The organism is Planotetraspora phitsanulokensis (genome assembly GCF_016863295.1).
In the GTDB taxonomy this organism is placed as follows: Bacteria; Actinomycetota; Actinomycetes; order Streptosporangiales; family Streptosporangiaceae; genus Planotetraspora; species Planotetraspora phitsanulokensis.
Window position 1 is genome coordinate 350,938 of sequence record NZ_BOOP01000009.1, and the last position, 23,574, is coordinate 374,511.

Annotated in this window: 18 protein-coding genes; 5 read left to right on the forward strand and 13 right to left on the reverse strand. The window is 70.3% G+C overall.

Annotation, left to right across the window (positions count from 1 at the left end; all coding sequences use genetic code 11):
• Positions 1–71: 71 nt before the first annotated feature.
• The gene (locus Pph01_RS13555; RefSeq protein ID WP_204073404.1) at positions 72–842 is read right to left on the reverse strand and encodes a nuclease-related domain-containing protein; all 771 of its coding nucleotides are present in this window, start codon (positions 840–842) and stop codon (positions 72–74) included.
• Positions 843–1,022: 180 nt separating this feature from the next.
• Here Pph01_RS13555 and Pph01_RS13560 point away from each other — a divergent pair, with 180 nt between their 5' ends.
• Positions 1,023–1,622, forward strand: coding sequence for a TetR/AcrR family transcriptional regulator (locus tag Pph01_RS13560; protein ID WP_204073405.1), 600 nt, complete (start codon positions 1,023–1,025; stop codon positions 1,620–1,622).
• Positions 1,623–1,627: 5 nt separating this feature from the next.
• Here Pph01_RS13560 and Pph01_RS13565 read toward each other — a convergent pair whose 3' ends face one another.
• The 5 genes from Pph01_RS13565 to Pph01_RS13585 are packed head-to-tail and all read right to left on the reverse strand — an operon-like array spanning position 1,628 to position 6,770.
• Positions 1,628–2,773 (reverse strand): acyl-CoA dehydrogenase family protein, encoded by a 1,146-nt coding sequence (locus Pph01_RS13565; RefSeq protein WP_239116666.1) that lies wholly within the window; start codon positions 2,771–2,773, stop codon positions 1,628–1,630.
• On the reverse strand, positions 2,770–3,942 hold the full coding sequence (locus tag Pph01_RS13570; RefSeq protein WP_239116667.1) for an acyl-CoA dehydrogenase family protein: 1,173 nt from the start codon (positions 3,940–3,942) through the stop codon (positions 2,770–2,772). Before Pph01_RS13570 ends, Pph01_RS13565 begins: the two co-directional genes overlap by 4 nt.
• Before the next feature lie 17 nt (positions 3,943–3,959).
• Positions 3,960–5,165, reverse strand: a complete 1,206-nt coding sequence (locus tag Pph01_RS13575) for an acyl-CoA dehydrogenase family protein (RefSeq protein WP_204073406.1) — start codon at positions 5,163–5,165, stop codon at positions 3,960–3,962.
• Positions 5,166–6,161: a phosphotransferase family protein gene (locus Pph01_RS13580; protein WP_239116668.1), complete on the reverse strand. Its 996-nt coding sequence runs from the start codon at positions 6,159–6,161 to the stop codon at positions 5,166–5,168.
• Positions 6,162–6,206: 45 nt separating this feature from the next.
• A complete protein-coding gene (locus Pph01_RS13585; RefSeq protein WP_204073407.1) occupies positions 6,207–6,770 on the reverse strand; it encodes a TetR/AcrR family transcriptional regulator in 564 nt (187 codons plus the stop codon).
• 77 nt (positions 6,771–6,847) lie between these two features.
• Between Pph01_RS13585 and Pph01_RS13590 the strand changes: the two genes are divergently transcribed.
• Positions 6,848–7,972 carry an FAD-dependent monooxygenase gene (locus Pph01_RS13590; protein ID WP_204073408.1) on the forward strand — a complete coding sequence of 375 codons (1,125 nt, stop codon included), beginning with the start codon at positions 6,848–6,850 and terminating at the stop codon, positions 7,970–7,972.
• Positions 7,973–8,026: 54 nt separating this feature from the next.
• On the opposite strand, the gene Pph01_RS13595 is transcribed toward Pph01_RS13590, so the two are convergent.
• Positions 8,027–9,331: a hypothetical protein gene (locus Pph01_RS13595; protein ID WP_204073409.1), complete on the reverse strand. Its 1,305-nt coding sequence runs from the start codon at positions 9,329–9,331 to the stop codon at positions 8,027–8,029.
• Between the two features lie 523 nt (positions 9,332–9,854).
• Here Pph01_RS13595 and Pph01_RS13600 point away from each other — a divergent pair.
• On the forward strand, positions 9,855–11,063 hold the full coding sequence (locus tag Pph01_RS13600) for an acyltransferase family protein (protein ID WP_239116669.1): 1,209 nt from the start codon (positions 9,855–9,857) through the stop codon (positions 11,061–11,063).
• On the opposite strand, the gene Pph01_RS13605 is transcribed toward Pph01_RS13600, so the two are convergent.
• From Pph01_RS13605 to pstC, 6 genes are all read right to left on the reverse strand, one after another.
• Entirely contained in the window at positions 11,041–11,922 is an 882-nt protein-coding gene (locus tag Pph01_RS13605; RefSeq protein WP_204073411.1) for a class I SAM-dependent methyltransferase, read from the reverse strand. The two genes, Pph01_RS13600 and Pph01_RS13605, sit on opposite strands and share 23 nt — an antisense overlap.
• 46 nt (positions 11,923–11,968) lie before the next feature.
• Positions 11,969–14,344, reverse strand: coding sequence for a polysaccharide deacetylase family protein (locus Pph01_RS13610; protein WP_204073412.1), 2,376 nt, complete (start codon positions 14,342–14,344; stop codon positions 11,969–11,971).
• Positions 14,345–14,408: 64 nt separating this feature from the next.
• Positions 14,409–16,193 (reverse strand): substrate-binding domain-containing protein, encoded by a 1,785-nt coding sequence (locus Pph01_RS13615; RefSeq protein ID WP_204073413.1) that lies wholly within the window; start codon positions 16,191–16,193, stop codon positions 14,409–14,411.
• A 15-nt stretch (positions 16,194–16,208) separates the two neighbouring features.
• Positions 16,209–17,030, reverse strand: coding sequence for a phosphate ABC transporter ATP-binding protein (locus Pph01_RS13620; protein ID WP_204073414.1), 822 nt, complete (start codon positions 17,028–17,030; stop codon positions 16,209–16,211).
• Complete coding sequence (gene pstA, locus Pph01_RS13625) at positions 17,027–18,223, reverse strand: phosphate ABC transporter permease PstA (protein ID WP_204073415.1); 1,197 nt, start codon at positions 18,221–18,223, stop codon at positions 17,027–17,029. Before pstA ends, Pph01_RS13620 begins: the two co-directional genes overlap by 4 nt.
• The gene (gene pstC, locus Pph01_RS13630) at positions 18,220–19,242 is read right to left on the reverse strand and encodes a phosphate ABC transporter permease subunit PstC (protein ID WP_204073416.1); all 1,023 of its coding nucleotides are present in this window, start codon (positions 19,240–19,242) and stop codon (positions 18,220–18,222) included. The genes pstA and pstC overlap by 4 nt, the downstream gene beginning before the upstream one ends.
• Positions 19,243–19,803: 561 nt before the next feature.
• Between pstC and Pph01_RS42740 the strand changes: the two genes are divergently transcribed.
• Both Pph01_RS42740 and Pph01_RS13640 read left to right on the forward strand, forming a co-directional pair.
• On the forward strand, positions 19,804–22,020 hold the full coding sequence (locus Pph01_RS42740; RefSeq protein WP_239116678.1) for a hypothetical protein: 2,217 nt from the start codon (positions 19,804–19,806) through the stop codon (positions 22,018–22,020).
• Positions 22,017–23,573 carry a sortase gene (locus Pph01_RS13640; RefSeq protein ID WP_204073417.1) on the forward strand — a complete coding sequence of 519 codons (1,557 nt, stop codon included), beginning with the start codon at positions 22,017–22,019 and terminating at the stop codon, positions 23,571–23,573. The genes Pph01_RS42740 and Pph01_RS13640 overlap by 4 nt, the downstream gene beginning before the upstream one ends.
• The last annotated feature ends 1 nt before the right edge of the window (position 23,574 follow it).

Here is a 23,574-nt window from a genome sequence, read left to right on the forward strand (position 1 = left end):
ATCCCCACCTCGATTCCCGGCGTCCGATCGACACCCTTCGCCCGCGTCGATCCTCCAGCGGCACCCGGGGGTCACATCATGCGGCGCAGGATGCGCGCGGCCGTGCGCGACAGCAGCTCGATCTGCTCGGCGGTGAGTTCGGCGGTCGGCTCCGACCGGATCCAGCGCGCCAGCCTGCGCGGGTAGGAGACCGTGAGCCCCTCGCCGGTGAGCGTCCCGCCGCGCGCGTCGATCTTGCCGCCGTGGACGGCGAGCACGGGCGTGATGGCGACCGGGAGGCCGGTCTCGCGGGTCAGCAGTTCCGCCATCGACGAGGCGGCGCCGATCAGCCCCTTGGCCACCGAGGTGCCGAACTTCTCGTCGAAGAACAGGCGCTCGCCGTACTTGGCGATGTGCGTGTCGGGCTCCCACGCCTCGTTGTCCACGATCCACACGCCGCCCGGCCCGATGACCAGGTGGTCGATCGAGGCCTCGCCCGGTACGGCCCGGCCGTTCATGACGCGGTAGCCGTGCCGGGCCAGCCCCCGGCGCAGGAGGCGGCCGGTCCGGACCTCGCCGCGGCGCTTGCCCCGCCACACGGCGGTGCGCTCGTGGGAGCGCCAGGCGATCAGCAGGTCGGTCAGGGCGGCGGCGGCGCCGAGCAGCAGGCCTGCGGCGAAGGGGTTGGCCAGCCCCATCCGGTAGGCGAGGTAGTAGCCGGCGACGAAGCCGGTCACCCCGACGGCGGCGCGGACGCGGAGCCGGTTCTTGCGCCCGGCGAACCAGAAGGTCTCATACAGGTTCTGCGGCGACGCCCCTTTGAACTTCTCGTCCTGAGGCACGTAGATCGAGCCACTGGGCATGGCGAAACTCCCCCACGGTAGGCAGGCGGCTGTCTGAGGGATACCCAAGTGGGGACCCCAGATCTCCTCGGCACAGGAAATTAGCCCATTCCCGCCCCCGAAACCGGGGATTGGCCCCGTCCCCAGCATGTCGACCGACCAGTCGGTACGCTGTGCCGTACAGACAACGAGGAGGACACGATGGCGCGCAGCGCAGTCACCGTGGAGGAGCCGGTCCGCCGGCGCCTGCTCGCCGAGGCCACCCGGCTGTTCGCCGAACGCGGCTTCGAGAGCACATCCGTCCAGGAGATCGTCGCGGCCGCCGGCGTCACCAAGGGCGCCATGTACCACTATTTCGGTTCAAAAGATGACCTCCTGCACGAGATCTACGGCCGAGTCCTCCGCCTGCAGATGGAGCGCCTGACCCGCTTCGCCGACGCCGAGGGCCCGGTGGCCGAACGGCTGCACGCCACCGCGATGGACGTGGTCGTCACCACGGTCGAGAACCTCGACGACTCCAAGATCTTCTTCCGGTCGATGCACCAGCTCGCCCCCGAGACGTACAAGACCGTCCGCGCCGAGCGCCGCCGCTACCACGAGCGCTTCCGCGACCTCGTGATGGAGGGCCAGCGCGCCGGGGTGTTCCGCGAGGACATCCCGGCCGAGATGGTGGTCGACTTCTTCTTCGGCTCCGTCCACCACCTCGGCACCTGGTACAGCCCTGACGGCCCGCTCTCCGGCCAGGAGGTCGGCAGGCACTTCGCCGACCTCCTGCTGAGCTCCCTCACACCTGGCCGGTAAGCCGGTCAGCTGACCGGACCGGGCAGGTCGGCCAGCGTGGCGAGAGCGTCGCGATGGTCGCCAGGAGTGCCCAGAGCGATCTCGTCGGCCTTCGCCCGCTTGAGATAGAGGTGCGCGGGATGCTCCCAGGTCATCCCGATGCCACCGTGCAGCTGGATGCACTCCTCCGCGGCGTGCACGGCCACCGTCCCGCAGTGCGCCTGGGCGACCCCGACCGCGACCGCGACCCCCGCGTCCTCACCGGCGCCCAGCAGGGCGGCGGCGTTGCGGGCGGCGGCCCTGGCGCCGACCACCTCCAGCCACAGGTCGGCCAGCCGGTGCTTGATCGCCTGGAACGAGCCGACCGGCCGGGCGAACTGCTTGCGCTCCTTGACGTAGGCCACCGTCGTCGACAGGCACCACTCGGCCACTCCGAGTTGCTCCGACGCCAGCAGGCCCGCCGCCAGCAGCAGGGCGTCCGCGACACCGGCCACGCTCCCCACGGGCCGCGCCCGCGCTTCGGAGAACGACACCGTCGCGATGGGCCGGGTCAGGTCGAGCGACGCCACGGTCTTGATCCTCGCCGCCGACGCGTCCACCGCGTACAGCGCCGGGTCGCCCCCCTCTGCCGACACCGGGACGATCAGGACGTCGGCGACCTCCGCGCCGATCACCCCGGTCACCCTGCCGGTGAGCGTGCCGTCCGCGCCGAGCGTCACCGCCGGGTGCGGGGGCGTGTACGGCGAGGCCGCGAACGAGACCGCGAGCGCGGCGGTCACCTCTCCCGAGGCCAGCCGTCCGAGCAGCTCCCGTGCGGCCTCGTCTCGCGCGCCGAGCAGCGCCCGCGTCGCGAGGACGGCGCTGCTCAGGTACGGCACGGGCGCCACCGCGCGGCCCAGCTCCTCCAGGACGACGGCGGCCTCGCGGGCCGAGGCGCCGGCGCCGCCCAGGTCCTCGGGGATCAGCAGCCCGGCCGCGCCGATGTCGCGCCCGAGCGCCTTCCACAACTCCATGTCGTACGGCACGGCGCCGGTCGTCGCCGCGGACTCCACGTGGGCCAGCACCGCCGAAGGGGAACTCCTGTCCGTGAGCAGGCTGCGGACGGCCGCCCGCAACTCCTCCTCCACCTCGGTGTAGAGCAGCGTCATCGGACTCTGTGCTTCCTCGCTCATCGAGGGAGGTCCTTCCAGGCGACGTCCTTGTCGACGCGGGGCTCGGACGGGAGCCCGAGGACGCGTTCGGCGATGATGTTGCGGAGGATCTCCGACGTGCCGCCCTCGATGGAGTTGCCCTTGGCCCGCAGGTAGCGGTAGCCGGAGCCGCGGCCGAGGAAGTCGACGCCGTCGGAGCGGCGGAAGGTCCAGTCGTCGTAGGCCAGGCCGTCCTCACGCAGCAACTCGACCTCCAGCCCGGTCAGCTCCTGGTTGAGCCGCGCGAAGGCCAGCTTCATCCCCGACCCCTCGGGCCCGGGGTGCCCGGCGGCGAGTTGCTCACGCAGCCGGGTCGCGGTGAGCCGCATGACCTCCGCGTCGACCCAGAGCGAGAGCAGCCGCTGGTGCAGGGCGTGGGTGCGCAGTTCGGGGCGCTCGCGCCACGTCTCGCCGAGCAGGCCGATCATCGTCCGCCGGGTGGGCGTCCCGCCGATCGCCACCCGCTCGTTCATGAGCGTGGTCTGCGCGACCCGCCAGCCGTCGCCGACCTCGCCGAGCCGGAGCGAGTCCGGCAGCCGGACGCCGGTGAGGAAGACCTCGTTGAACTCGGCCTCACCGGTGATCTGGCGTAGCGGCCGCACCTCGACGCCGGGGGCCTCCATGTCGCACACGAAGTAGCTGAGCCCGCGGTGCTTCGGCACGTCCGGGTCGGTGCGCGCGACGAGGATCGCCCAGCGCGCGTGGTGGGCGCCCGACGTCCAGACCTTCTGCCCGTCGACGACCCACTCGTCGCCCTCCCCTACCGCCCGGGTGGCGAGCGTCGCGAGGTCGGATCCGGCGCCGGGCTCGCTGAAGAGCTGGCACCAGACCTCCTCCCCCGTCCACAGCGGCCGGAGGAACCGCCTGCGCTGCTCGTCGGTGCCGAAGGCGAGGATCGTCGGGGCGGCCATGCCGAGGCCGATCGCGATCAGGCCCGGGTTGTTGTCCGGCGTGCCCCTGAACCTGCGCTCGACGACGGCCTGAAGACCGCGCGCCGCCCCGAGCCCGCCGAGCCCTTCGGGGAAGTGCACCCAGGCCAGACCGGCGTCGAACCGTGCGCGCAGGAAGTCGAGCCGCCCCATTTCCTCTGGATCGTGCTCGGCCAGAAACGCCTGAGCGCGCTCGTCGACCGCCGCCTCATCCCATGCCACGAGACATCCCTTCCCAGTCAGTCCATGTACTTCTTGAGCTCGCGGTAGGCCAGCGACCGCTTGTGCACCTCGTCGGGGCCGTCGGCGAACCGAAGGCTCCGCACGCCCGCCCACGCGCCGGCGAGCGGGAAGTCCTGGCTCAGGCCGCCCGCGCCGTGCACCTGGATGGCCTTGTCGAGGATCCACTCGACGGCCGCGGGGGTGGCGATCTTGATGGCCTGGATCTCGGTGTGGGCGCCGCGGTTGCCGACGGTGTCCATGAGCCAGGCCGTCTTGAGCACCAGCAGCCGGAGCTGTTCGATCCGGACGCGGGACTCGGCGATCCAGTCCTGGACCACGCCCTGCTGGGCGATCGTCTTGCCGAACGTGGTGCGCGACAGGGCCCGCCTGCACATGAGCTCGACCGCGCGCTCCGCCGCGCCGATCAGGCGCATGCAGTGGTGGATGCGGCCCGGCCCGAGGCGCGCCTGGGCGATGGCGAAGCCACCGCCCTCCTCGCCGATCAGGTGGTCGGCGGGCACCCGGACGTCCTCGAAGACGACCTCGGCGTGGCCGCCGTGCGTGGCGTCGTCGTAGCCGAAGACCTTCATGCCCCGCTTGATCGTCAGGCCCGGGGTGCCGCGCGGCACGAGGATCATGCTCTGCTGGCGGTGCGACGGGGCCTCGGGGTCGGTCTTCCCCATAACGATGAGGATCTTGCAGTTCGGGTTCATCGCGCCGGTGATGAACCACTTGCGGCCGTTGACGACGTACTCGTCGCCGTCCCTGACGATGGACGTCGAGATGTTCGTCGCGTCGGAGGAGGCCACATCGGGCTCGGTCATGGCGAACGCCGAACGGATCTCCCCGTTCAGCAGCGGCTCCAGGTATTCCTTGCGCTGCCACTCGCTGCCGAACTGCGCGAGCAGCTCCATGTTGCCGGTGTCGGGCGCGGCGCAGTTGGTCGCGGTCGCGGCGATCGACGGGGACCTGCCCATGATCTCGGCCAGCGGCGCGTACTGCAGGTTGGTCAGCCCCGCGCCCTCGGCCCCCGGCAGGAAGAGGTTCCACAGGCCGCGCTTGCGCGCCTCCGCCTTCAGGTCCTCGATCAGGGGCGGCGGGCTCCAGCCGCTGACGGCCGCCTGTTCCTCATAGGCGTGCTCGGCCGGAATCACGCACTCGTCCATGAACGTCAGGAGCCTGGCTCGCAGCTCGGCCGTGGTGTCGTCGAACCCGAAATTCATCTAGACCTCCTCGAGACCGCGGGCGACGAGCGGGGCGACCTGCTCGCCGACCTCGGCGAACCCCTCCCCGACCGTGAGCCCCTGGGTGAAGCGGAAGTGGATGCCCTCGGCGATCACCGCGAGCTTGAAGCAGGCGAGGCCGATGTACCAGCCCAGACGGGAGATGTCGCGACCGGACGCCTCCGCGTAGTGGGCGGCCAGCTCGTCCGCGGGGGGCGACTCGCCTTCGTTCTCGCTGTCGAGCTGGTTGAAGTCGCCGTACAGGAGGAAGAGGGCCAGATCGGTGAGAGGGTCGCCGAGCGTGGACATCTCCCAGTCGAGGACGGCCATGATGCGGTCGTCCGCGACGAGCGTGTTGCCGAGCTTGAAGTCGCCGTGCACGATCGCGGGCTCGCCGGAGCGCGGCACCGACTTCGACAGCCGCGCGAACAGGTCGTCGATGCCCTCGACCTCGCGGCTGCGGGAGGCGTCGAGCTGCCTCTTCCACCGGCTCACCTGCCGCTCGAGGAAGCCCTCCGGCCTGCCGAAGTCGCCGAGGCCGACGCCGTCGGGGCCGATCGAGTGGAGCGCCGCGAGCACGTCGACGAGCTGGTGCGCCAGCGCCGGGTTGATCGGAGGCTGGCCGCCCTCGACGTACTCCATGACGTAGAACGGAGCGCCGATGACTTCGGCGTCCTGGCACAGATGGAAGGTCCTCGGCACCGGGACGGGCGTGTCCTGGAGCGCGCTCATGACGCGGTACTCCCGGCTCATGTCGTGCGCGGTGGCCAGGACGTGCCCGAGAGGCGGCCTGCGCACGACGAACCTCGTGTCCGCGTCCCCGACGACGTAGGTGAGGTTGGACTTCCCGCCGGTGATCAGCTCTGCGGAGAGCGGGCCCCGGGCGAGCCCCGCCGCACGCAGGTGATCCGCGAGCCGGTCCAGGTCCAGGCCGGGCGGACCGGCGTTCACCCCGAGGGCGTCCTGTCCTGCGGCGTTCTCCTCGGCATCGTTCACCTCAGCAGCGTACCGACCAGCCGGTATGGCTGTCGAACCCCCTCGTCACGGAAGGCGGCCCCGCAGGAAGTCGGCAAAGGCGGCGTGGAGGTCGTCCAGCGACGGAGCCCGGCCCGCTCCCACCACGGCATAGAAGAGGATCCCCTCGGCGAAGGCGACGAGTTCGTGGCCGTGCCGTACGGGATCGGCGGAGCCCGCGGCCGCGAGGAGTGCGACGGCCGGCTCGCGAAACCGGCGCCCCAGTTCGTCGTAGACCGCGCGGAGCTCCTGCCTGCGTGTCGCCTCGAGTGCGAGTTCGTAGCGCGCGAGCGTGCCGCGCCTGCCGACGGTGAGGGCCTGATGGGTCGCACGGGCGATGAGACCGGCCAGGTCGCCGGCCGTGTCGGGCGTCCCGGTGAGCCCAGCGGAGAACATGGCCTCCTCCCTCTCCGCGAGCCGGGCGATGGTCAGCTCCAGCAGGGCGGAGCGTGTCCGGGCGTGGTTCGACGTGGAGCCCTGCGGCAGGCCCGCGGCCTCGTCGACAGCCCGATGGGTCAGCCCGCGCATGCCGCGCTCCGCCAGGATCCCGATGGCCGCATCCGCGATGAGCTCGGCACGATGACTGATCACGGTCGCATACTACGCCTGTAGTGACAGTTCACTACAGGCGTAGTACGTTGACTACAGATGTAGTGACAGGAGGCGTCATGACGCGCGCAGTGGTGATCGGTGGCGGTATCGGCGGCCTGACGGCGGCGGTGGCCCTGGAGCGCGCAGGGTGGACGGTGACCGTCTTCGAGCAGGCGCCGTCGATCGCGCCGGTGGGATCGGGGCTGGCCATCGCGCCGAACGCGCTGAAGGCCCTCGACACGATCGGTGTCGGCGACGAGGTGCGCAAGCTCTCCGCCGTCCAGGGCGAGGCGGGCATACGGCGGCCGGACGGCCGCTGGCTCTCCCGGACGAGCGCGGAGGAGGCGTGGGCACGCTACGGCGACCCCATCGTGCTCCTGCTGCGCTCGGCCCTGGTCGACCTCCTCACCGTACGGCTCTCGCCCGGCTCACTCCACGTGAACACCCGCGTGGAGTCGATCGATCCGAAGAGCGGCCGGGTCACGACGAGCGCGGGAGTCGTGGACGCCGACCTGGTCGTGGCGGCCGACGGCATCAGGTCCTCGACGCGGAAGGCCCTGTTCCCCGGCCATCCTGAGCCCGTGTACGCGGGCGTCACGAGCTGGCGCCTCGTCGTCCGCTCGAGCGAGCCCGTGCGGGCCGCGGAGACGTGGGGCCGTGGGCTGGTGTTCGGCGTCATGCCGTTGACCGACGACCAGGTGTACTGCTACGCCACGGCGGTCGCGGCGCCCGGCGAGCGCGCCGCCGACGAGAAGGCCGAGCTGACACGGTTGTTCGGCGGCTGGCACCGGCCGATCCCCGGACTGCTCGCCGACACGGATCCCGCAGTGGTGCTGCGGCACGACCTCTACTCCATGGACACACCCCTTCCCGCCTTCCACCGAGGGATGGCGGCGCTGCTCGGCGACGCCGCGCACGCGATGACGCCCCACCTGGGCCAGGGTGCGTGCCAGGCCATCGAGGACGCCGTGGTCCTCGGCCATCACGCGACGCGTGGCGGGCTCGCCGCCTACACGGCCGACCGGCTGGCGCGCACGACGCGGATCGTCCGGAGGTCGAGAGCCGTCGGCCGTCTCACCAGGTGGAGCAACCCGCTGGCGGTGCCCGTCCGCGACACGGTGATGCTCCTCGCGGGCAGACTCGGCCCCAACGTCGCCTTCCGCCAGTTCGACGACGTCTTCGGGTGGCGCCCTCCCGCGTGACCCGGGGGCACGACGGCGTGGACGGCGCCCCCGCATCAACGGCGCCGCGAGTTCTCAGCGCCAGGGGGCCAGGGCCGGGCGGGGGTCGGCGCAACGGTCGTCGGGCTCGCCCACTCCCCAGGTCAGCCATGAGGCCTCGCGCAACGTGCACGTGTCGAAGACCCACTCGTGCACGCCGAATCCGGGATCGAGGTTGCTCCGGTGGACGAGGACGGCGTCGCAACTCACCATGAACGGGTTCCGGCCGTCGTTCGGCTCCCTGGCGTCGCCGCAATATCCGACGACCGTCTCCAGCCACCGCCGGTAGTCTCTCCCGTTCTCCCTTCCTGCTACGGCGGGCGCCACACGCCCGGCAGGCATGTACGGGGCCGGGTCCTGACTTCCCGACAGGTTGGAGAACTTCATCGGGTCGACCTCGTTGAAGCGGAAGACACCAGGATGACTATCGACGTATGAGTCGATGACCGGATATTTGGCCCAATCCTGGCGACTGAACGACACATCCTGCTGGTCGAACGTGTGCGGCGACATGTTCGTGACCCCGATGGCCAGTTTCGAATCGTCCGCGATGTCCCCGCTGCTGAAGATCGCCTCGATCGCCTTCGTCGTGCGCCCCAGGCTGGCGTAGTCGTCGCTCTCCCGCGTGACGTCGAGCATGCCGATCAACGGCGTACGCGGGAACTGCGACGACATCAGCGTGTAGGTGTCCCTCCACGCCGCCGCCTGCCGCAGCGGATCGGGAGCGAGCTCCGGGCAGGGAGTCCTCCAGTCGAAGTCGGGAGCGCCGAGGTAACCGTCGGCGTCGCGGTCACCGGCGTACCGGCCGGCATAGCCGGTGAACCGCGGGTACCACATCTCCGGATATCGCGGCGTTCCCGCGCCCCCGAGGTAGATGCCGCCGAAGCCCGGAACCTCGTCGAACCTCGCCGCGACGCGTGCGGTCGCGTTGTCGAACATGTCACCCGCCAGCGTGTCCCACGGCGTGAAACCGAATGCCTTGCCGTCGGCGTCCTGGTAGCGCACGACGCGCTCACCGAAGCCGTCCGGCGAGTCCCGGACGTACCACACGGGTGTCGAGGTCTCGCCGAGTTCGATGACGACGATCACGCGCAGGGGCGAAAGGCGGCCGGGCGCGGCGTGCCCGGCCACGTAGTCCAGCGCCTGCTGGATTCGCGAGACATCCAGATCCTGAGGGCCCGTGGGCTGGAGTTGTCTCCACGCGAGGACGACGGCGATGCCCTGCACCCAATTCGGTACATACCCATCCTCTTCGATATAGGAGTATGCGCCGGCCAGGCGCGAGTCGGACCAGCCGCCACTTACATAGACGCCTTTCGACAGATATTTCACCTTACGCACCGGAGGATTGTGCGGAGTGAATCTCACCTGGCCCGCGTACCGGCCTTCCTCGTCGTACATGTTCATCGCATACGGGACGCCGTCGGAAATCTTCCGCGTATCGACACGATGGCGGAGCCGGCCGTCCGCACAGGACGGAGTGATCCACTCAGGCGAGTCCGGAGACGTGGCATCGGTCAGCGACAATCGGCCCGGGCATCCGTTCGCCAGGAGCGTAATGATGCCGGAAACCTCGCCATACTCTCCAAAACTCGACAGAAACCGCAGATCCGATGCCGCCGCGGAACGAGGGGGCGCCCAGAAAACAATCGACGGGATGAGCATGAGAATTCCGACAAGCCGAGTCAGTGATCGTTTCACCGGGCCCAGAGTGAAGATCGAAGCAGTCTTTTTCACCTTTTCCCGGTAAACAATTGCTTAAGTCTGGGAAGCGCCGGACACGGACGTACCCGGGGTTCTCCCACAGCGAGGCGCCACCGTCGGCTTCACGGAGTTCCGCGAACGTTCCGTGAGCGCTCGTCGAATGCTCACCCTGCGCGGATACGCTCACCTTTCCCCAGTCAAGATCGAAGACCGACGGAACAGGCGGTGTGGCGTGGACCAGGCCACGGGTACGCATGAGCCGGGCGCCCGAGAGACGCAGAATGGGCGACTAGCGGCACGACTTGACTCTTTAACCGGATTACGATGGTTCGCGGCATTCGCCGTTTTCGGATTCCATCTCTACCATTCTCCGGTCAGGACCACCGACACGGCCTTCGAGACCGGCCTGCGGATCCTGTTCGGACCGGGGTCGGTCGGCGTGCCCTTCTTCTTCGTCCTTTCCGGGCTGGTCCTCACCTGGTCGGCCCGCCCCGGAGACGGACCCGTCGCCTTCTGGCGGCGCAGGGCCGCACGGATCGTGCCCAACCATGTCGTGACCTGGATCGCGGTGCTCGTCGTGCTGGCCGTGGCCGGCCGGCCGCCCGCGCCGGGCCCCGCGCTCAGCGGGCTCTTCCTGACGCAGGCGTGGATCCCGATCGAGGCCTACCACTTCGGCGGGAACGCCCCGGCGTGGTCGCTCTCGTGCGAGGTGGCCTTCTACGCCGCCTTCCCCGTGCTGCTGCCGTTGCTCCGCAGAGTTCCCGGCGATCGGCTGTGGGTGCTCGCCGCGGCCCTGGTGGGCGGAACGTGGCTCGTCCCGCTCCTCTCGCTGCCCATGTCGAGCGTGGTGGGCCTGTGGTTCGTCTGGGTCTTCCCCGGCACGCAGGTCCTCCAGTTCGCGCTGGGGACAACCCTCGCCCTGATGATCCGGGAAGGCCGGTGGCGCGGGCCGGGCGTGCTGGTGTCCTCGGCCCTGCTGCTGGCGGCGTACCTGACGCAGCCGTTCGTCTGGGAGCAGTGGCAGCGGGTCGCGTGGATGACGGGCCCACTGGCGCTGCTGATCGCCGCAGTCGCCTCCGCCGACGCCGTGGGACGGCCGTCGTGGCTCAAGTCGCCGGTCCTGATATTGCTGGGCGAGGTGTCGTTCGCCTTCTACCTGGTCCATCAGCCCGTGATCAGATTCGGAGCTCACCTGCTCGTCGGTGAGCGTTCCCCGCTTCCCACGTTGATCATGGCGGCGGTGGCCATGCTCGGGGTGTCGATCGTGCTGGCGTGGCTGCTCTACCGCCTGGTCGAGCGGCCCCTGGAACGACGGCTGCGCGGGCGGGCGAGGACCGCCCCGGCGGTCAGCGCACCGCCACCAGCGTGAAGGTCAGCAGCGCCAGATCCCCGGCGTCCATGGCCGCGTAGGGGGAGGCCAGGCCGCGGCGCGCCCACTCGACATAGTGGTCCGGCGCCACCAGGTGGGGCACTATCCGCGCCGTCCACCCCGTGGCGGCCGCGGCGGCGAGGAAGTCGGCGGCCCTGAGCCGGTTCGGAATCCCGGGGAAGCTCATGGCGCGGTACACCCACCGCCGGTAGCGCAGCATGTTGAGCGGGTCACGCCGCCGGACGCCGCGCATGTGGATCATCCCGTCGATGTGGTGGCACATCATGCCTCCAGGCGCGACGAGATCGGCCAGGCGGGCGAAGGTCGTCCGGACGTCGTCGAAATGCTCGAGGGCCGCGTTGCTGACCACCAGGTCGAACGGCCCCTCCACTTCCGCCATTTCGGGATATGTGGTGATGTGGTAGCCGATCTGCTCGAGGTCGACCTGAGTGCCGAGGCGGCCGCCGAGCGCCTCGTAGAACGCCGGGTTCGTGTCGGACGCCAGCGCGAAGAGATCCGCGGCGGCGTAGGACTTCGCGCCGCGTGCGAGGAGCACGGCCCCCGTTCCCAGGTCGGGGCCGGGGCCGAGTTCCAGGATCCGGCGGCCGGCGAAATCGAGCTCGCAGTCCTTGGCCCACCGGTCGGCCACGCCGATCACGTAGTCCACGCTGCGTTCCACCTCGTCGGCGGAGAACGCCCGCGGCGTCCGGTATCCGCGTATCCGATGTCTCGCCGCGTTGGCCAGGCCCATCCCCAGCCCGGCCGCCCACCAGAGCAGCTGGGAACTGCCCGCGGCCTCGTAGGTGACCGGACCGGGACCCGCCGCGCCGCCGGGAACGTCTGCGTCTGAAGTCGTCATCGGATTCCTGAGGTGTCGTGGATCACAGCGTGGATCACAGAGCTGATCACAGAGCGGGGCCGAGGGCGCCGCGGCCCCACGCCTGGGCGACTGCCACGGGATCGGTGACGGTCGCCTGGCCGCGCGCGGCGCCGAGCGCCGTGAGGAAGTCGTTCAGGCAGTACGATTCGGCGCTTCCCGTCCAATGTGTGCGCCAGTCGGACCCGGTGCAGTCCCACGACTCCCCCTGGCCCGGGTTCACGATGTGGGTCCCGCGCACGAATCTGTACGCCTGCAGCGACCGCCAGGTCCCGGTGTATCCCCTGAGGAAGTCGGCCAGCCGGTCGGGCGAGGCGTAGGAGTAGTCGTTCACCCCGTTGGGGCTGGGCACCCACCGACTGCAGGGCAGGGTCTGGTCGGCGCACTTCCCGCCCGGGATGCTCCATGTGCTCTGGAAGTACGGCGCGGCCAGTCCACCGGGGGTGCCGGGCGGGCTGTTGACACCGGTTCCGTACTTCCGGCCGAAGGCGAAACAGGAGGACACGACGTCCTGCTGGATCTGCGTGCTCTGCTTGTCGTTGGGGTAGATGAACAACCCCCACGCCCGGGTGTGGCCATGGGCCGCGAGCGGGGTGAGCGAGCCGCACGACTCCGCGCGCTGGTCGGCGGGACTCAGCACGGTCATGTCGCGGTACGACATGCTGTGGCTCACGAAGGTCCAGCCGTACTGGTCGCGCAGGTCGGCGAGATCGGCCCAGTTCGCGTAGTCGACGAGCTCCGACAGGCACAGCCGGCCCTGCTCCAGGGTCCGGTCGACCACGACCGTGCCGGTGGCGGGGAACCCTCGTGCCTTGAACAGCCGGGCGAGCTCGTCCAGCGGCACCGCGCCCCGCAGAGTGCGGCACAGCCCGTCCGTGGCCGCCCACTGGGAGCGGGACATCAGCAGCGTGACGTACCTGCCGTCCGTTCCGGGGTCGTGGTCGAAGGACTGCCAGCGGCTGACCTCCTTGCCCGCCGTGTCCACGATCCTCACGCCCAGGACGTAGTGGCCGGCGCCCGGCGCGTGCCAGTCGTACGACCACGTCTCCCCCGTCACCGTGGCCGGGAACCACTTCGTGGCTCCCCAGGTCCCGTTCGCCTGCCACCACTTGCCGGTGTCCCTGTCCTGGACCCCGACGAGGACGTTCGCGACGGCGACGTCGTCGGCGGCGGTGCCGCGCATGCGGATGTCCGGCGAGGCGAAGGCCTGCCCCCCGGCCGGTTCGGTGACCGTTCCCGTCGGCGGGCTCACGTCGGGCGCCGGCGCGGAGACGGTGAAGGGGACCCAGGGATGCGCGGCGTCGGGGCGACCGGACACGTCGGTGGAAAGCACCGCCAGGCCGTAGCTTCCGGGAGCGGGCGGCGCCCAGGTGAAGGACCACCCGGCCTCGGTGAACGACATCTGGCCCGTCGCCGACACCGTCCAGGATTTGCCGACCGCGGGTCCGGTGAGCGTCGCGGGGCGGTCCTGGTAGTCGCCCCAGGTGCCGTCGTTGCGCCACCAGAGCTTGCTGACCCGGTCCATGACGGCCACGCGCACGGACGCGGCACCGCGGTTGTCGGTGACGGAGCCCGTCCAGGTGATCGGGTGCCGGGCCGGATAGGAGGCCTGCCCGGCGGAGACCGTCACGACCGGCGGGGTCGCGTCGGTGAACAGCGGCACCGACGCCGAGACGGCGGTGACTCCCTGGGCGTCCCGGGTCCGCACCGCCACCCAGTAGTCCCCCTCACGCGGGGGCGTCCAGTCGTATCTCCACGTGACCCCCGTGGCCCCGGGCGAGTCGATCGTCACCGGCAACATCTCGAACGCGCCCCAGGTCCCGTCCGCGTGCCAGAAGTTGCCGGTGGCCCTCTCGAAGATGGTCAGGGCGGCCCAGGTCACTCCGCCGGACGCCTGCCCGACGCCCCGCATCGTCATCGTGGTGCCCACCCTGACGATGGCGCCGGCAGCCGGTTCGGTCACCACGCCCGCCGGAGAGCTCGGCGTCGCCGGCAGGTCGGCGACGGTGAACCGCCGGTACGGCAACGTGGTGTCGATGGAGCCGTCGGCCGCCGTCGCCTTGGCCTGGACGAGGTAGTCACCGGGCTCGGGGTTCGGCCAGGTGAAACTCCACGAGCCGGATCCGTCGAGCTCGGCGTCGTGGCCCTCGTAGTCGCCCCAGGTGCCGTCGGAGTGCCACCAGAGCTTGCCGACCCGGTCGGAGACCGCGACCACCATCCGCGTCGCGCCGCTCATCGTGCCGCTGAACGTGATCGGCGCCCTGGTGTAGAGGGCGCCGTCCGCTGACGGCTCCGCGATCACACCCGCCGGGGCCGCGGCCGCGGGGGCCGCGGCGACCACGACCAGGCCGCCGCTCAGCATGGCGAACGCGACCACGCGGGCGAGAAGTCTCCGAAGTCTCATCGTGCTCTTTCCATCGTTCTCGCCGGGAGGACACGCCGTCACGCGCCCTGGCGGGGACCGCCGCTCACTCGGTGGGCCGGCCGCCCATCCGGATGAGCCGGCGCAGACCGCCGAGGATCAGTGGGGCGAAGACGATCGCCAGCACGGCCAGTGCCAGCCCGAACAGGCCCCAGGGCGGGCCTGCCGATGAGGCCACCGTGTCCAGTTCCTTGGCGGCTCCGGCCGCGAGGTTCGGGTCGATGCTGCCGTTGCCCCCCGTGACGGGTATGGGCTGGCCGTTCTCGTCCACGGTCATCGGGACGCCGTCGGGCCCGATCGTGGTCCCCGGAGTGGTCGACCCCGGTGTGGTCGGTCCGTTGCTCGGGTCGCCTCCGTTGTGGTTCGGCGTGTTTCCGCCGTTGCCGTTGCCGCCCCCACCGTTGCCGCCGCCACCGCCGCCGTTGCCGCCCCCACCGTTACCGCCGCCACCGCCGCCGTTGCCGCCCCCACCGTTGCCGCCCCCGCCGCCGCCGTTGCCGCCCCCACCGCCACCGCCACCGCCGCCGTTCGAGGGCGGGGGGTCCTTGATGGACGACTCACCGGAGTCGGCGCATTTCTTCCCATTGGGGAGCGTCAGGTCCTTGTAGTACTGCCCCCAGGTGTCCGGGCTGCTGGGAATCGTGGGATGGCCCGGCACCTGGTCGAGCACGTCGAAGCCCTGCTGGATGAGGTTTCCCGGCAACGGGGAGTAGCCGATCTCGTCGACGCTCTTCTGTCCGTCGGTGATGGAGTAGAGCACGAACTGGGAGAGGGTCTCCCCCTTGGCCCGATCGAACCCGTCGGTGGGCACGATGACGTAGTTGTAGCTGGAGATCGGGTAGGCGTTGGGGTCAGGGTGCGTGTGGACCTTGTCGAGCTTGTACGTCCCGTCGGGGTTGCGCTGGGCCGCGGTGAGGGCGATGGCCTGGTTGCACGCCGTCGGCAACGTGTAGCTGCCGTTGGAGTTCTTGATCCTCGCCACAGGTACGTCGATCTGCAGGGCGTAGGCGTACTCCGCGTACCCGATCCAGCCCCAGCTGGCGTTGCCGTTCGCCACCTGGATCGCCACTCGGTCGGAGCCGTCGACGAGGTCGATGTCCGGCCGCTGCGGCCACACGTCCGTCGGGCCGCAGGCTCTGTCGGTGCACTTGACCGACTTCTCGGTGGAGCATCCGTTCGGGTTGCCGGCGACACCCTCCATGTACGCCTTCCACCGGTCCGGGTCCATCTGGTTCAGGTAGTCCGTGAAGACGGCCGTCGTGCCCGATCCACCGGTGCGGGCCACGGGCCGGACCCGGACGTGCGGCAGCCGGTTCGCGAGGCTGGGATTCTCGGCCTTGACCGCCGGGTCGTCCCAGTACATCACCGGCTGGCTCGTGTCGGCGCACGAGAACATGTTCTGGGTGAACAACCGCACGAGGAGCTGGCCCGAGAGCTGGATGTCCCTGATGGGCCTGCCCGCGTTGTCCCGGACGTTGAACATGATCGACGTCCCGCCGGCGACCAGCGGCATGTAGGTGAACTTGAATGACGGATCCTGCTCGACGCCCAGACCGCCGGGGAAGTTGTAGGAGACGTCGCTCGACGCGAAGTCGACCAGACGTGAGGCGAACTCCTGCCGCCCCTGGGTCGAACCCTTGGGCGCGAAGTTGACGCTCAGTCCCTTCAGTCGCGCGACGTCGGACATCCACTGCTGGATCGCTACGTACGCGAATGTCGAACCGGAGCCGTTCACTGTCGTGGCGGCCCATGCGGGCGAGGCGGAGACCGGGGCCAGTATGACCAGCAGCAGCGCCACGATCACATGGGCGGTCCGGCGGACGATTCGCATACCTGTGCTCCTGGCTCAGCCGAACCGGCCGTTGACGTAGTCGGCCGTCCTCGGGTCGTGGGGATCGGAGAAGATCTGCTCGGTGGGGCCCTGCTCGACGACCCTGCCGGGTTCGTCCTCGGCCGCGAGGAAGAAGGCGCAGTGCTGGGAGACCCGCTGCGCCTGCTGCATGTTGTGGGTGACGATGACGATCGTCACCTGGTCCTTCAGCTCGAGGATGGTCTCCTCGATCCGCCGGGTCGAGGTGGGGTCGAGGGCCGAGCACGGCTCGTCCATCAAGAGCACGTCGGGGCTGACCGCCAGCGACCGCGCGATGCACAGACGCTGCTGCTGACCGCCGGACAGGCCGCCCGCCGGGGCGCCGAGCCGGTTGCGCACCTCGTTCCACAGGCCGGCCCTGCGCAGGCTCGTCTCGATGAGCTCGTCGCGGTCGCGGACCTTCCGCCCGGTCAGGCGCAGGCCGGCCGCGACGTTGTCCGCGATGGTCATCGCGGGGAACGGGTTCGGCTTCTGGAAGACCATGCCGATACGGCGGCGCACCTCGGTCAGGCGCAGGCCCGCGCCGTAGATGTCGTGTCCGTCGAGCAGGACGGAGCCGGCGAGCGTGGCGATCGGCACGAGTTCGTGCATCCGGTTGAGCGTCCGCAGGAACGTCGACTTGCCGCATCCTGAGGGCCCGATGAGCGCGGTGACGACCCCCGCGTCCATCTTGATGTCGACCCCCTCGAGCACCTTGCGAGCGCCGAACCAGCAACTCACCTGGACGCCTTCGAGGACGCCGCCGACGGCGGGCGCCGCCTCCGCGGCGGCGGACTGATCGACCTCTGGCACGGTCATGAAGGGTTTCCTCCATCGGATGTGGTCCTGGATGCGCGGCGGCGGGGGACGCGGAGTCGGCGCCGCCCCGGGCTCGCCGATCCGACGATCCGGGCGAGCACGAACAGCAGCAGGACGACGGCCAGCAGGACGAGCGCGCCCGCCCACGCTCTGTCGACCTGGTTCTCCTGAGAGCTCCTGATCTGGGTGAAGACGAACAGCGGCAGGTTGTCCTGATGGCCGGAGAACGGGTTGACGTTCATCACCGTCGTGCCGCCCGTGGTCATGAGCACGGGGGCCGTCTCGCCGACGACCCGCGCCATGCCGAGGATCACGGCGGTGGACAGCCCGGCCCTGGCCGTGGGGAGCACGACCATGAGCACGCTCCGCCAGTACGGCGCGCCCAGCGCGAGCGCGGCCTCACGCAGCCCTCCGGGCACCACGTGCAGCACCTGCTCCGCGGCGATGGTGACCGTCGGGAGCATCAGGATGGCCAGCGCGAGGCTGCCCACGATGCCCGACTGCAACCAGATGTGCGGCTTGATCACGATGGAGAAGATGAACAGGCCCGCGACGATCGACGGCAGCGCGGTCATCGCGTCGGCGACGAGCCGGACGGGACGCGCCAGGGGACCCTGGATCTCGCTCAGGTAGACGGCTGTCAGCAGGCCGAGCGGCACCGCGATCGCCGTGGCGAGGGCCAGCTGTTCCAGAGTCCCGATGATCGAGTGCAGCGCACCTCCCTCGGTCGCCTTCGACAGCGGCCCGACGATCTGCATGGTCTCGGTGAAGAAGTTCGGGCGCAGGACCTCGGCGCCCCGCTTCACGACATAGCCGACCACGAACACGATCGGCGCGAAGGCGAACAGCGCCCCCGTCGCGATGAGGACCGTGACCAGCCTGTCCTTGGCCGCCGTGGCGCCCTGCCCGTCCCTGATCACGAACCAGTAGATCGGCAGGAACAGCACGTAGGCCAGCAGGACGTACGCGATGGGCATCACCCGGAACGGCAGCAGCCGCCCGAAGATCATCCAGGTGAGCGCGGCAGAGGCTCCCAGCGCACCGGCGATCTCCGCGAGGTCGGTCCACCGCCATGCCCTCGGCCGCCGCCGGGGCGGCACCTTCCCACGCGGGCCCGCGGCCGGCGCGGAAGCGGGCTGCCGCCCTTCCGGCGCGCGCGGATTCGGGAGGACCTTGGTCTCCGGCATGGTCATGCGCGCGCTCCGGCCGGTTTCCTGTTGACCACGAGGGCCGCCAGAAGGTTGATGGCGAAGGTGACGAGGAAGAGGGCGAGACCGGCGGCCATGAGGGCGCTGAGTCCCAACTCCTGGGCGTCCCGGAACTCGATGGCGATGCCGCTGGCCACCGTGATGCCGCCGTTCTCGAGGATGCGGGGCTTGATCTCGAAGGCGATGGACAGGATGAGCGTCGCGGCGAGCGTCTCTCCGAGCGCACGGCCGAGCCCCAGCATCGAGCCGCCGACGATGCCGCTGCGGCCGAAGGGGAGGATGACCGAGGAGATCATCCCCCAGCGGGTGCCGCCGAGGGCCAGCGCCCCCTCGCACTCGTGCCGCGGGGCCTGGGCGAGCACCTCGCGGATGATCGACGTGGTGATCGGGATGGCCATGCACGCGATGATCAGGCCGGCGTTGAACAGGGACCCGCCCGTGGCCGAGGCCTCCGCCAGCGGCAACCAGCCGTGGAACTGGGCCACCGCCCAGTCCTCGAGGGGCGCGAGCAGCGGCACGAGGAAGAACAGGCCCCAGATCGCGAAGATCAGGCTGGGGATGGCCGCCATCAGGTCGACGAGGGACGTGAGGCTCCTGCGAACGGCCCTCGGCGCGTACTCGTTGATGAACAGCGCCGTGCACACCGCGATCGGCACGGTGATCAGCATGGCCACGGCCGCGCTGACGAACGTGCCGAACATCATCGCGGCGACGCCGAACTTCGGCGGTTCGCCGTCGGGGCCCCAGGTCAGCGTGGTGAGGAAGGACAATCCCGACGTCTTGAGCGCCGGCCACGCCCCGTTCAGAAGGAACAGTCCGATCAGAGTGATCAGCACCAGCGTCGTCCCGGCACCCGCAGCCACGAAAGCGCGGTAGAAGCGGTCGGCGTCGGTGAGGCGGGCTTCGAGCTTGCGTGGCTCCTCGGCGCGCGGCCCGGCCTCGGGCACGTCACTCGTGACCGACCCCTCGGGGCCAGTTGTCCGCACGTTCGTTCCCCTCGTCATCGGGTGGAGTTTCGTCAGCGGGTTCCCACGGCGTCGGTCTGTCCCGAGCTTTTCCGAGGTCCGCGGTAAGTGTCGGGCGAGGCCAATGGCTGACGCGCGAATGGCGCGTTAACGGCCGCGGACGGATACCCGACAGCTTCCCCTCGGCATTCGGGTCCAATTTCACCTCATTTCCAGTGCGCGAATCGTGGATGAACGCAGTAGGACGACGCCTCGACGAATAACGGCGGCCCTTGTCCGGGGGGAGTTCGTGGCGCTTCCCTGTATTCGGGCTACGCGCGCGAGTACGCCGGGTCCTGGTTCAGGAAATTTGGGAGTGCGGACGTGTGGCGAGGTAAGCGTGTGGGCCTGCTGGCGATCGCGGTCGCCGCTGCGTCAGCCGCGCTGGCAGTCGGCCCGGTGCCCCGGCAGCCCGCGGTGGGCGCGGCGGAGGACACGCCGGCGGTCGAGGTGTGGTCCGCGGCGAACGACACGAGACTCGACGGGGACGTCAGTCAGAAATTGGGTGCGAACCAGTCGGTGACAGTCCGTTGGAAAGGCTTTACACCGAACTCTTCCATCGTGCTCACTGAATGCCTCAACCCGACCAGGGCCGGGAATCCTTTTAACAACCCCTTCGGGTACACGGACTGGCACCCCTTCGACTGGTGTGCTCCCCAGACCCGGCAGACGGGCACCACGAAATCGGACGGCACCGGTTCCGCGACCTTCGCGGTCAAACAGGGCACGATGGCGCGCTCCACCATCTATTACAACTCCGGCTCGACGACGACGAATCTGCCCTTCACGTGCACCGCTGGGGGAGCCTGCATCATCATCGCCAGCGAGTGCGAATGGCAGCAGCCTCTGGTGTACGAGACCACCACCTTCCCGAAGACGCTGAACCCGTGGACCACGCCGCCTCCGGGCATCGATGAGCCGGCTCGCGCGGCGGCCAGCCAGGACCTGACCTTCAGCCCCGGTCCCGACGGACAGCCGATCACGCAGGAGGTCCCCGCGCTCACGTCGCCGCCGTTCCCGACGGAGAAGCCGCCGCCAGTGCTGGAACCCGTCACGGGAACCCAGGTGGGCGCCCCGATCCACGGCGCCGGGTCCTCCAACGTCGCCACGGCGTTCGAGTCCTGGCTGACCGGCGTGCGCAGCCAATCGCAGGCCGCCGACGTCAGCTTCTCCAGGACGACCTCGATTCAGGGTGCGAGCACCCTCAAGTCGGGGTTCCAGTCGGAGTTCACCCGGGGTGCGGACTTCTCCGTCACCGGCGTCCCGTACGACCCGGCCGCCGTGGGCGGCGCCGTGGCCTACGCGCCCATCTCGCTCACGGGTCTCGCCATCGCGAACGAGGTCGAGGTCGCGGGCCGCTCGATCCGCCAGTCACGGATGAGCCCGCTCACCCTCGCCTGGATGCTGGGCCAGTCGTCGGCGCCGAACACCGGCCCCCTGGCCTACCTCAACGACTACACCCAGAACTGGGGCGCGCTCGGCGCCAAGAGCCTGTTCGCCCTGGACAACCACGGGTGCGAGCTGCCTCCGCGGGCGGTGGTGCCGATCTTCCGCCTCGGCCAGTCGGCCCAGAACCAGGTCCTGTCGGCATGGCTCGGAGCGACTCTCCCGCCGGGCCTGTTCGAGCGCGAGTTCGCCAACAGCGAGCCGGGCGGGCTCGCGCTGCTGGCGACCCAGGCCGGGGCCCGAGGCACCCAGAGCGGCACCGAGACCGCGCGACAGATCGCGACCCAGTTCGGCGACCTCACCAAGCTCGGGAACGACGGCAACCCCGACCCGAGCACGATGGGGCTGCGCGACTCCAAGGCGGGCCTGGGGTATGTCGACATCACCGAGGTCGACGCTCTCGGCGAACGCGACTTCCCCCTCGGGGTCTCCGCGCTGAAGAACGCCGCGGGCCGGTACGTCGCGCCCACCAAGGACTCGATACTCGCCGCCTTCCAGACGATGAAGAAGAACGCGGACGGCACCTACACGGCCGTGTTCGACAACCAGACCAAGCCGGACGCCTATCCCCTGCCGATGATCCACTACCTTGCTGTGCCGAAGGCGGACTCGGAGGGCAAGAACCCGCTCCCCCTGGAGAAGCGCCAGGCCCTGTCGCTCTTCATCAAGTACGCCGTGAGCGACGCGGCGCAGGCGCGCATCGCCGAGCTCGGCGGCGCCCCGCTTCCCCAGGCTCTCCGCGATCAGTCGATCCAGGTCGCCGACATGCTGCTCGTCACACCGAGCCCCGACCCGTCGGAACCCCCCGGTGACGATGGTGGCGATGGTGGCGGTGGCGGTGGCGGCGGTGGCGGTGGCGGCGGTGGCGGCGGCGGCGGTGGCGGCGGCGGCGGTGGCGGCGGCGGCGGCGGCGGCGGCATGAAGCACACGCCGAAACCCGTCGTCACGATCACGACTACGCACCAGCCCGGCAACGGCAACGGCGGAGGCAACGGCGGAGGCTCCGGATCGGGCAACAACCCCACCACTTCCGCCAGCCCGAGCCAGTCGCCCACCCCCACTCCGCAGCCGACGCCGACGCCGTCCGTTACGGTCCCGGAGACGAACCCGACGCCCCTCGCCAACGAGGGATCGGTGCGCGGCGGCACGATCCCCGCTCCGGCGTGGGTGGTGGGGACCACGCTCCTCCTCATCATCGGAGCGATCGCCCTCTCGCTGGGCGGCTCGTGGCGTGGTTACCTCTTCTGGCGCCTGCGCTCCCGTCGGTCCCCGGCGGCGGCGGGACCCGCTCCCACCGGTTCCGGTAAGACCGGGTCGGACGCCGGCGCATGACTCCTTCGGACACCGCGGCCGCGGCAGGAGACTCCGGGCAGGAGACGGTCTCCGCCGCCCTGGAGCTGGCGCAGCAGGCCGTCAAACGACTGGAGGAGTCGGTCGCCCGGGTGGCCGGCGCCAGGGGCGGGGCCGAGCACGCCAGCGCGCTCGTCCTGGCCGGATCGGCGTCGGTGCTGCTCGGTCAGGTCGAGCTCACCGTCGCAGGAGGCGACACGGCGGCCCGCGGCGCCGCCGCCGCCCTGCGCTCTCGTTACGACGACGCCCTTCTCCGGCTGGGAGCGGTTCCGCCTCCGATGCCGGCCTCGCCTGTCGCGGGATGGGCGCAGATCGGACCGACCCAGTGGGTTCCGGTGAACACACCGCAGCCCGGTGCCATGCCCCCTCATGCCGCGCCCCCCTACGCAATGCCCCCCTACCCCCTGCCACCCGGCGCCCTGCCGCCGGGCACCGTCCCCGGCCACCCGGCGCCGCCGGCCCATGCCGTACCGCCCGGTTATCCGGTGCCACCGGGCCATCCGCTGCCGCCGGGCTTCGCCCTGCCTCCCGGGTATCCCCCGCCGCCCGGCTATCCGGGCCCCGGGCCGCACCCGATCTACCTCGTGCCGCCGGCCGGAATGCCGGTCGGCGTGGGATTCCCCGGCTATCCGCCCAGGCGGAGGACGCTGAGAGAGGTCGTCGCCGGCCTTCCTTCCGAGGTCCGTGTGCTTGGAAGGCTAGCCGTCAACGCCCTCACCGTCATGGGGGCCCTGCTCGTCGCCTTCTCGCTCTACGCGTCGTGGTTCGGCCATCTGGCGTACGAGCGCAATCAGCGGATCATGGTCGACCGCCTCAACGAGGACTTCAAGGTCGCCGCCGCGATCGCCGCCGCCCCCGTCGCCGGAGACAAGGATCTCGCGGCGCTGCCGCCGCGCGGCGAACCGGTCGCGCTGCTGGAGATCCCCAAGATCAGCGTGCGCGAGGCCGTGGTCCAGGGCACGGGAACGGCGGAGCTGAGGGAGGCCGTCGGACACTACCGGCCGTCGCCCATGCCGGGTCAGATCGGCAACGCCATCCTCGCCGGTCACCGGAACCTGTACGGCGCGCCGCTGGCTCGCATCGCGTCGCTCAAGCCCGGCGACAAGGTGATCGCCACCACGCAGGAGGGCCGCTTCTCCTACACGGTCGAAAGGACGCTGCGTGCCAAGACCGGCGAGCAGGACTTCCTCTCCCAGGCGACGATCGTCAACCGGCTCACGCTTCTGACCACCTCGGACACGGGCACCGGCGGCAGGCTCGCCGTGATCGCCCGGCTCGACGGACAGCCCGCGTCCCTGAAGACGCTCGACGACAACCGGCTCAAGGTGGACGAGCTCGGCCTCGGGCGTGATCCCTCGGCGTGGTGGCCGGTCCTCGGCTGGGGCGCGGCCTTCCTCGTCCTGCTCACCGGGACGTTCCTGCTGTACAACAGGTGGCGCAGGATCTCGACGTACCTGATCACCACACCGGCGCTGCTGGCTCTGGGGCTGGTCTGGTTCGAAGCGCTCGCGCGCCTGATCCCGTCGACGTTCTGAA

Excerpts from the sequence above, each read along its gene's own strand:
- Pph01_RS13555 (WP_204073404.1), bottom strand. The coding sequence starts at position 842 with ATGCCCAGTGGCTCGATCTACGTGCCTCAGGACGAGAAGTTCAAAGGG.
- Pph01_RS13560 (WP_204073405.1), top strand. The coding sequence starts at position 1,023 with ATGGCGCGCAGCGCAGTCACCGTGGAGGAGCCGGTCCGCCGGCGCCTG.
- Pph01_RS13565 (WP_239116666.1), bottom strand. The coding sequence starts at position 2,773 with ATGAGCGAGGAAGCACAGAGTCCGATGACGCTGCTCTACACCGAGGTG.
- Pph01_RS13575 (WP_204073406.1), bottom strand. The coding sequence starts at position 5,165 with ATGAATTTCGGGTTCGACGACACCACGGCCGAGCTGCGAGCCAGGCTC.
- Pph01_RS13590 (WP_204073408.1), top strand. The coding sequence starts at position 6,848 with ATGACGCGCGCAGTGGTGATCGGTGGCGGTATCGGCGGCCTGACGGCG.
- Pph01_RS13600 (WP_239116669.1), top strand. The coding sequence starts at position 9,855 with ATGCTCACCCTGCGCGGATACGCTCACCTTTCCCCAGTCAAGATCGAA.
- Pph01_RS13605 (WP_204073411.1), bottom strand. The coding sequence starts at position 11,922 with ATGACGACTTCAGACGCAGACGTTCCCGGCGGCGCGGCGGGTCCCGGT.
- Pph01_RS13610 (WP_204073412.1), bottom strand. The coding sequence starts at position 14,344 with ATGAGACTTCGGAGACTTCTCGCCCGCGTGGTCGCGTTCGCCATGCTG.
- Pph01_RS13615 (WP_204073413.1), bottom strand. The coding sequence starts at position 16,193 with ATGCGAATCGTCCGCCGGACCGCCCATGTGATCGTGGCGCTGCTGCTG.
- Pph01_RS13620 (WP_204073414.1), bottom strand. The coding sequence starts at position 17,030 with ATGACCGTGCCAGAGGTCGATCAGTCCGCCGCCGCGGAGGCGGCGCCC.
- pstA (WP_204073415.1), bottom strand. The coding sequence starts at position 18,223 with ATGACCATGCCGGAGACCAAGGTCCTCCCGAATCCGCGCGCGCCGGAA.
- pstC (WP_204073416.1), bottom strand. The coding sequence starts at position 19,242 with ATGACGAGGGGAACGAACGTGCGGACAACTGGCCCCGAGGGGTCGGTC.
- Pph01_RS13640 (WP_204073417.1), top strand. The coding sequence starts at position 22,017 with ATGACTCCTTCGGACACCGCGGCCGCGGCAGGAGACTCCGGGCAGGAG.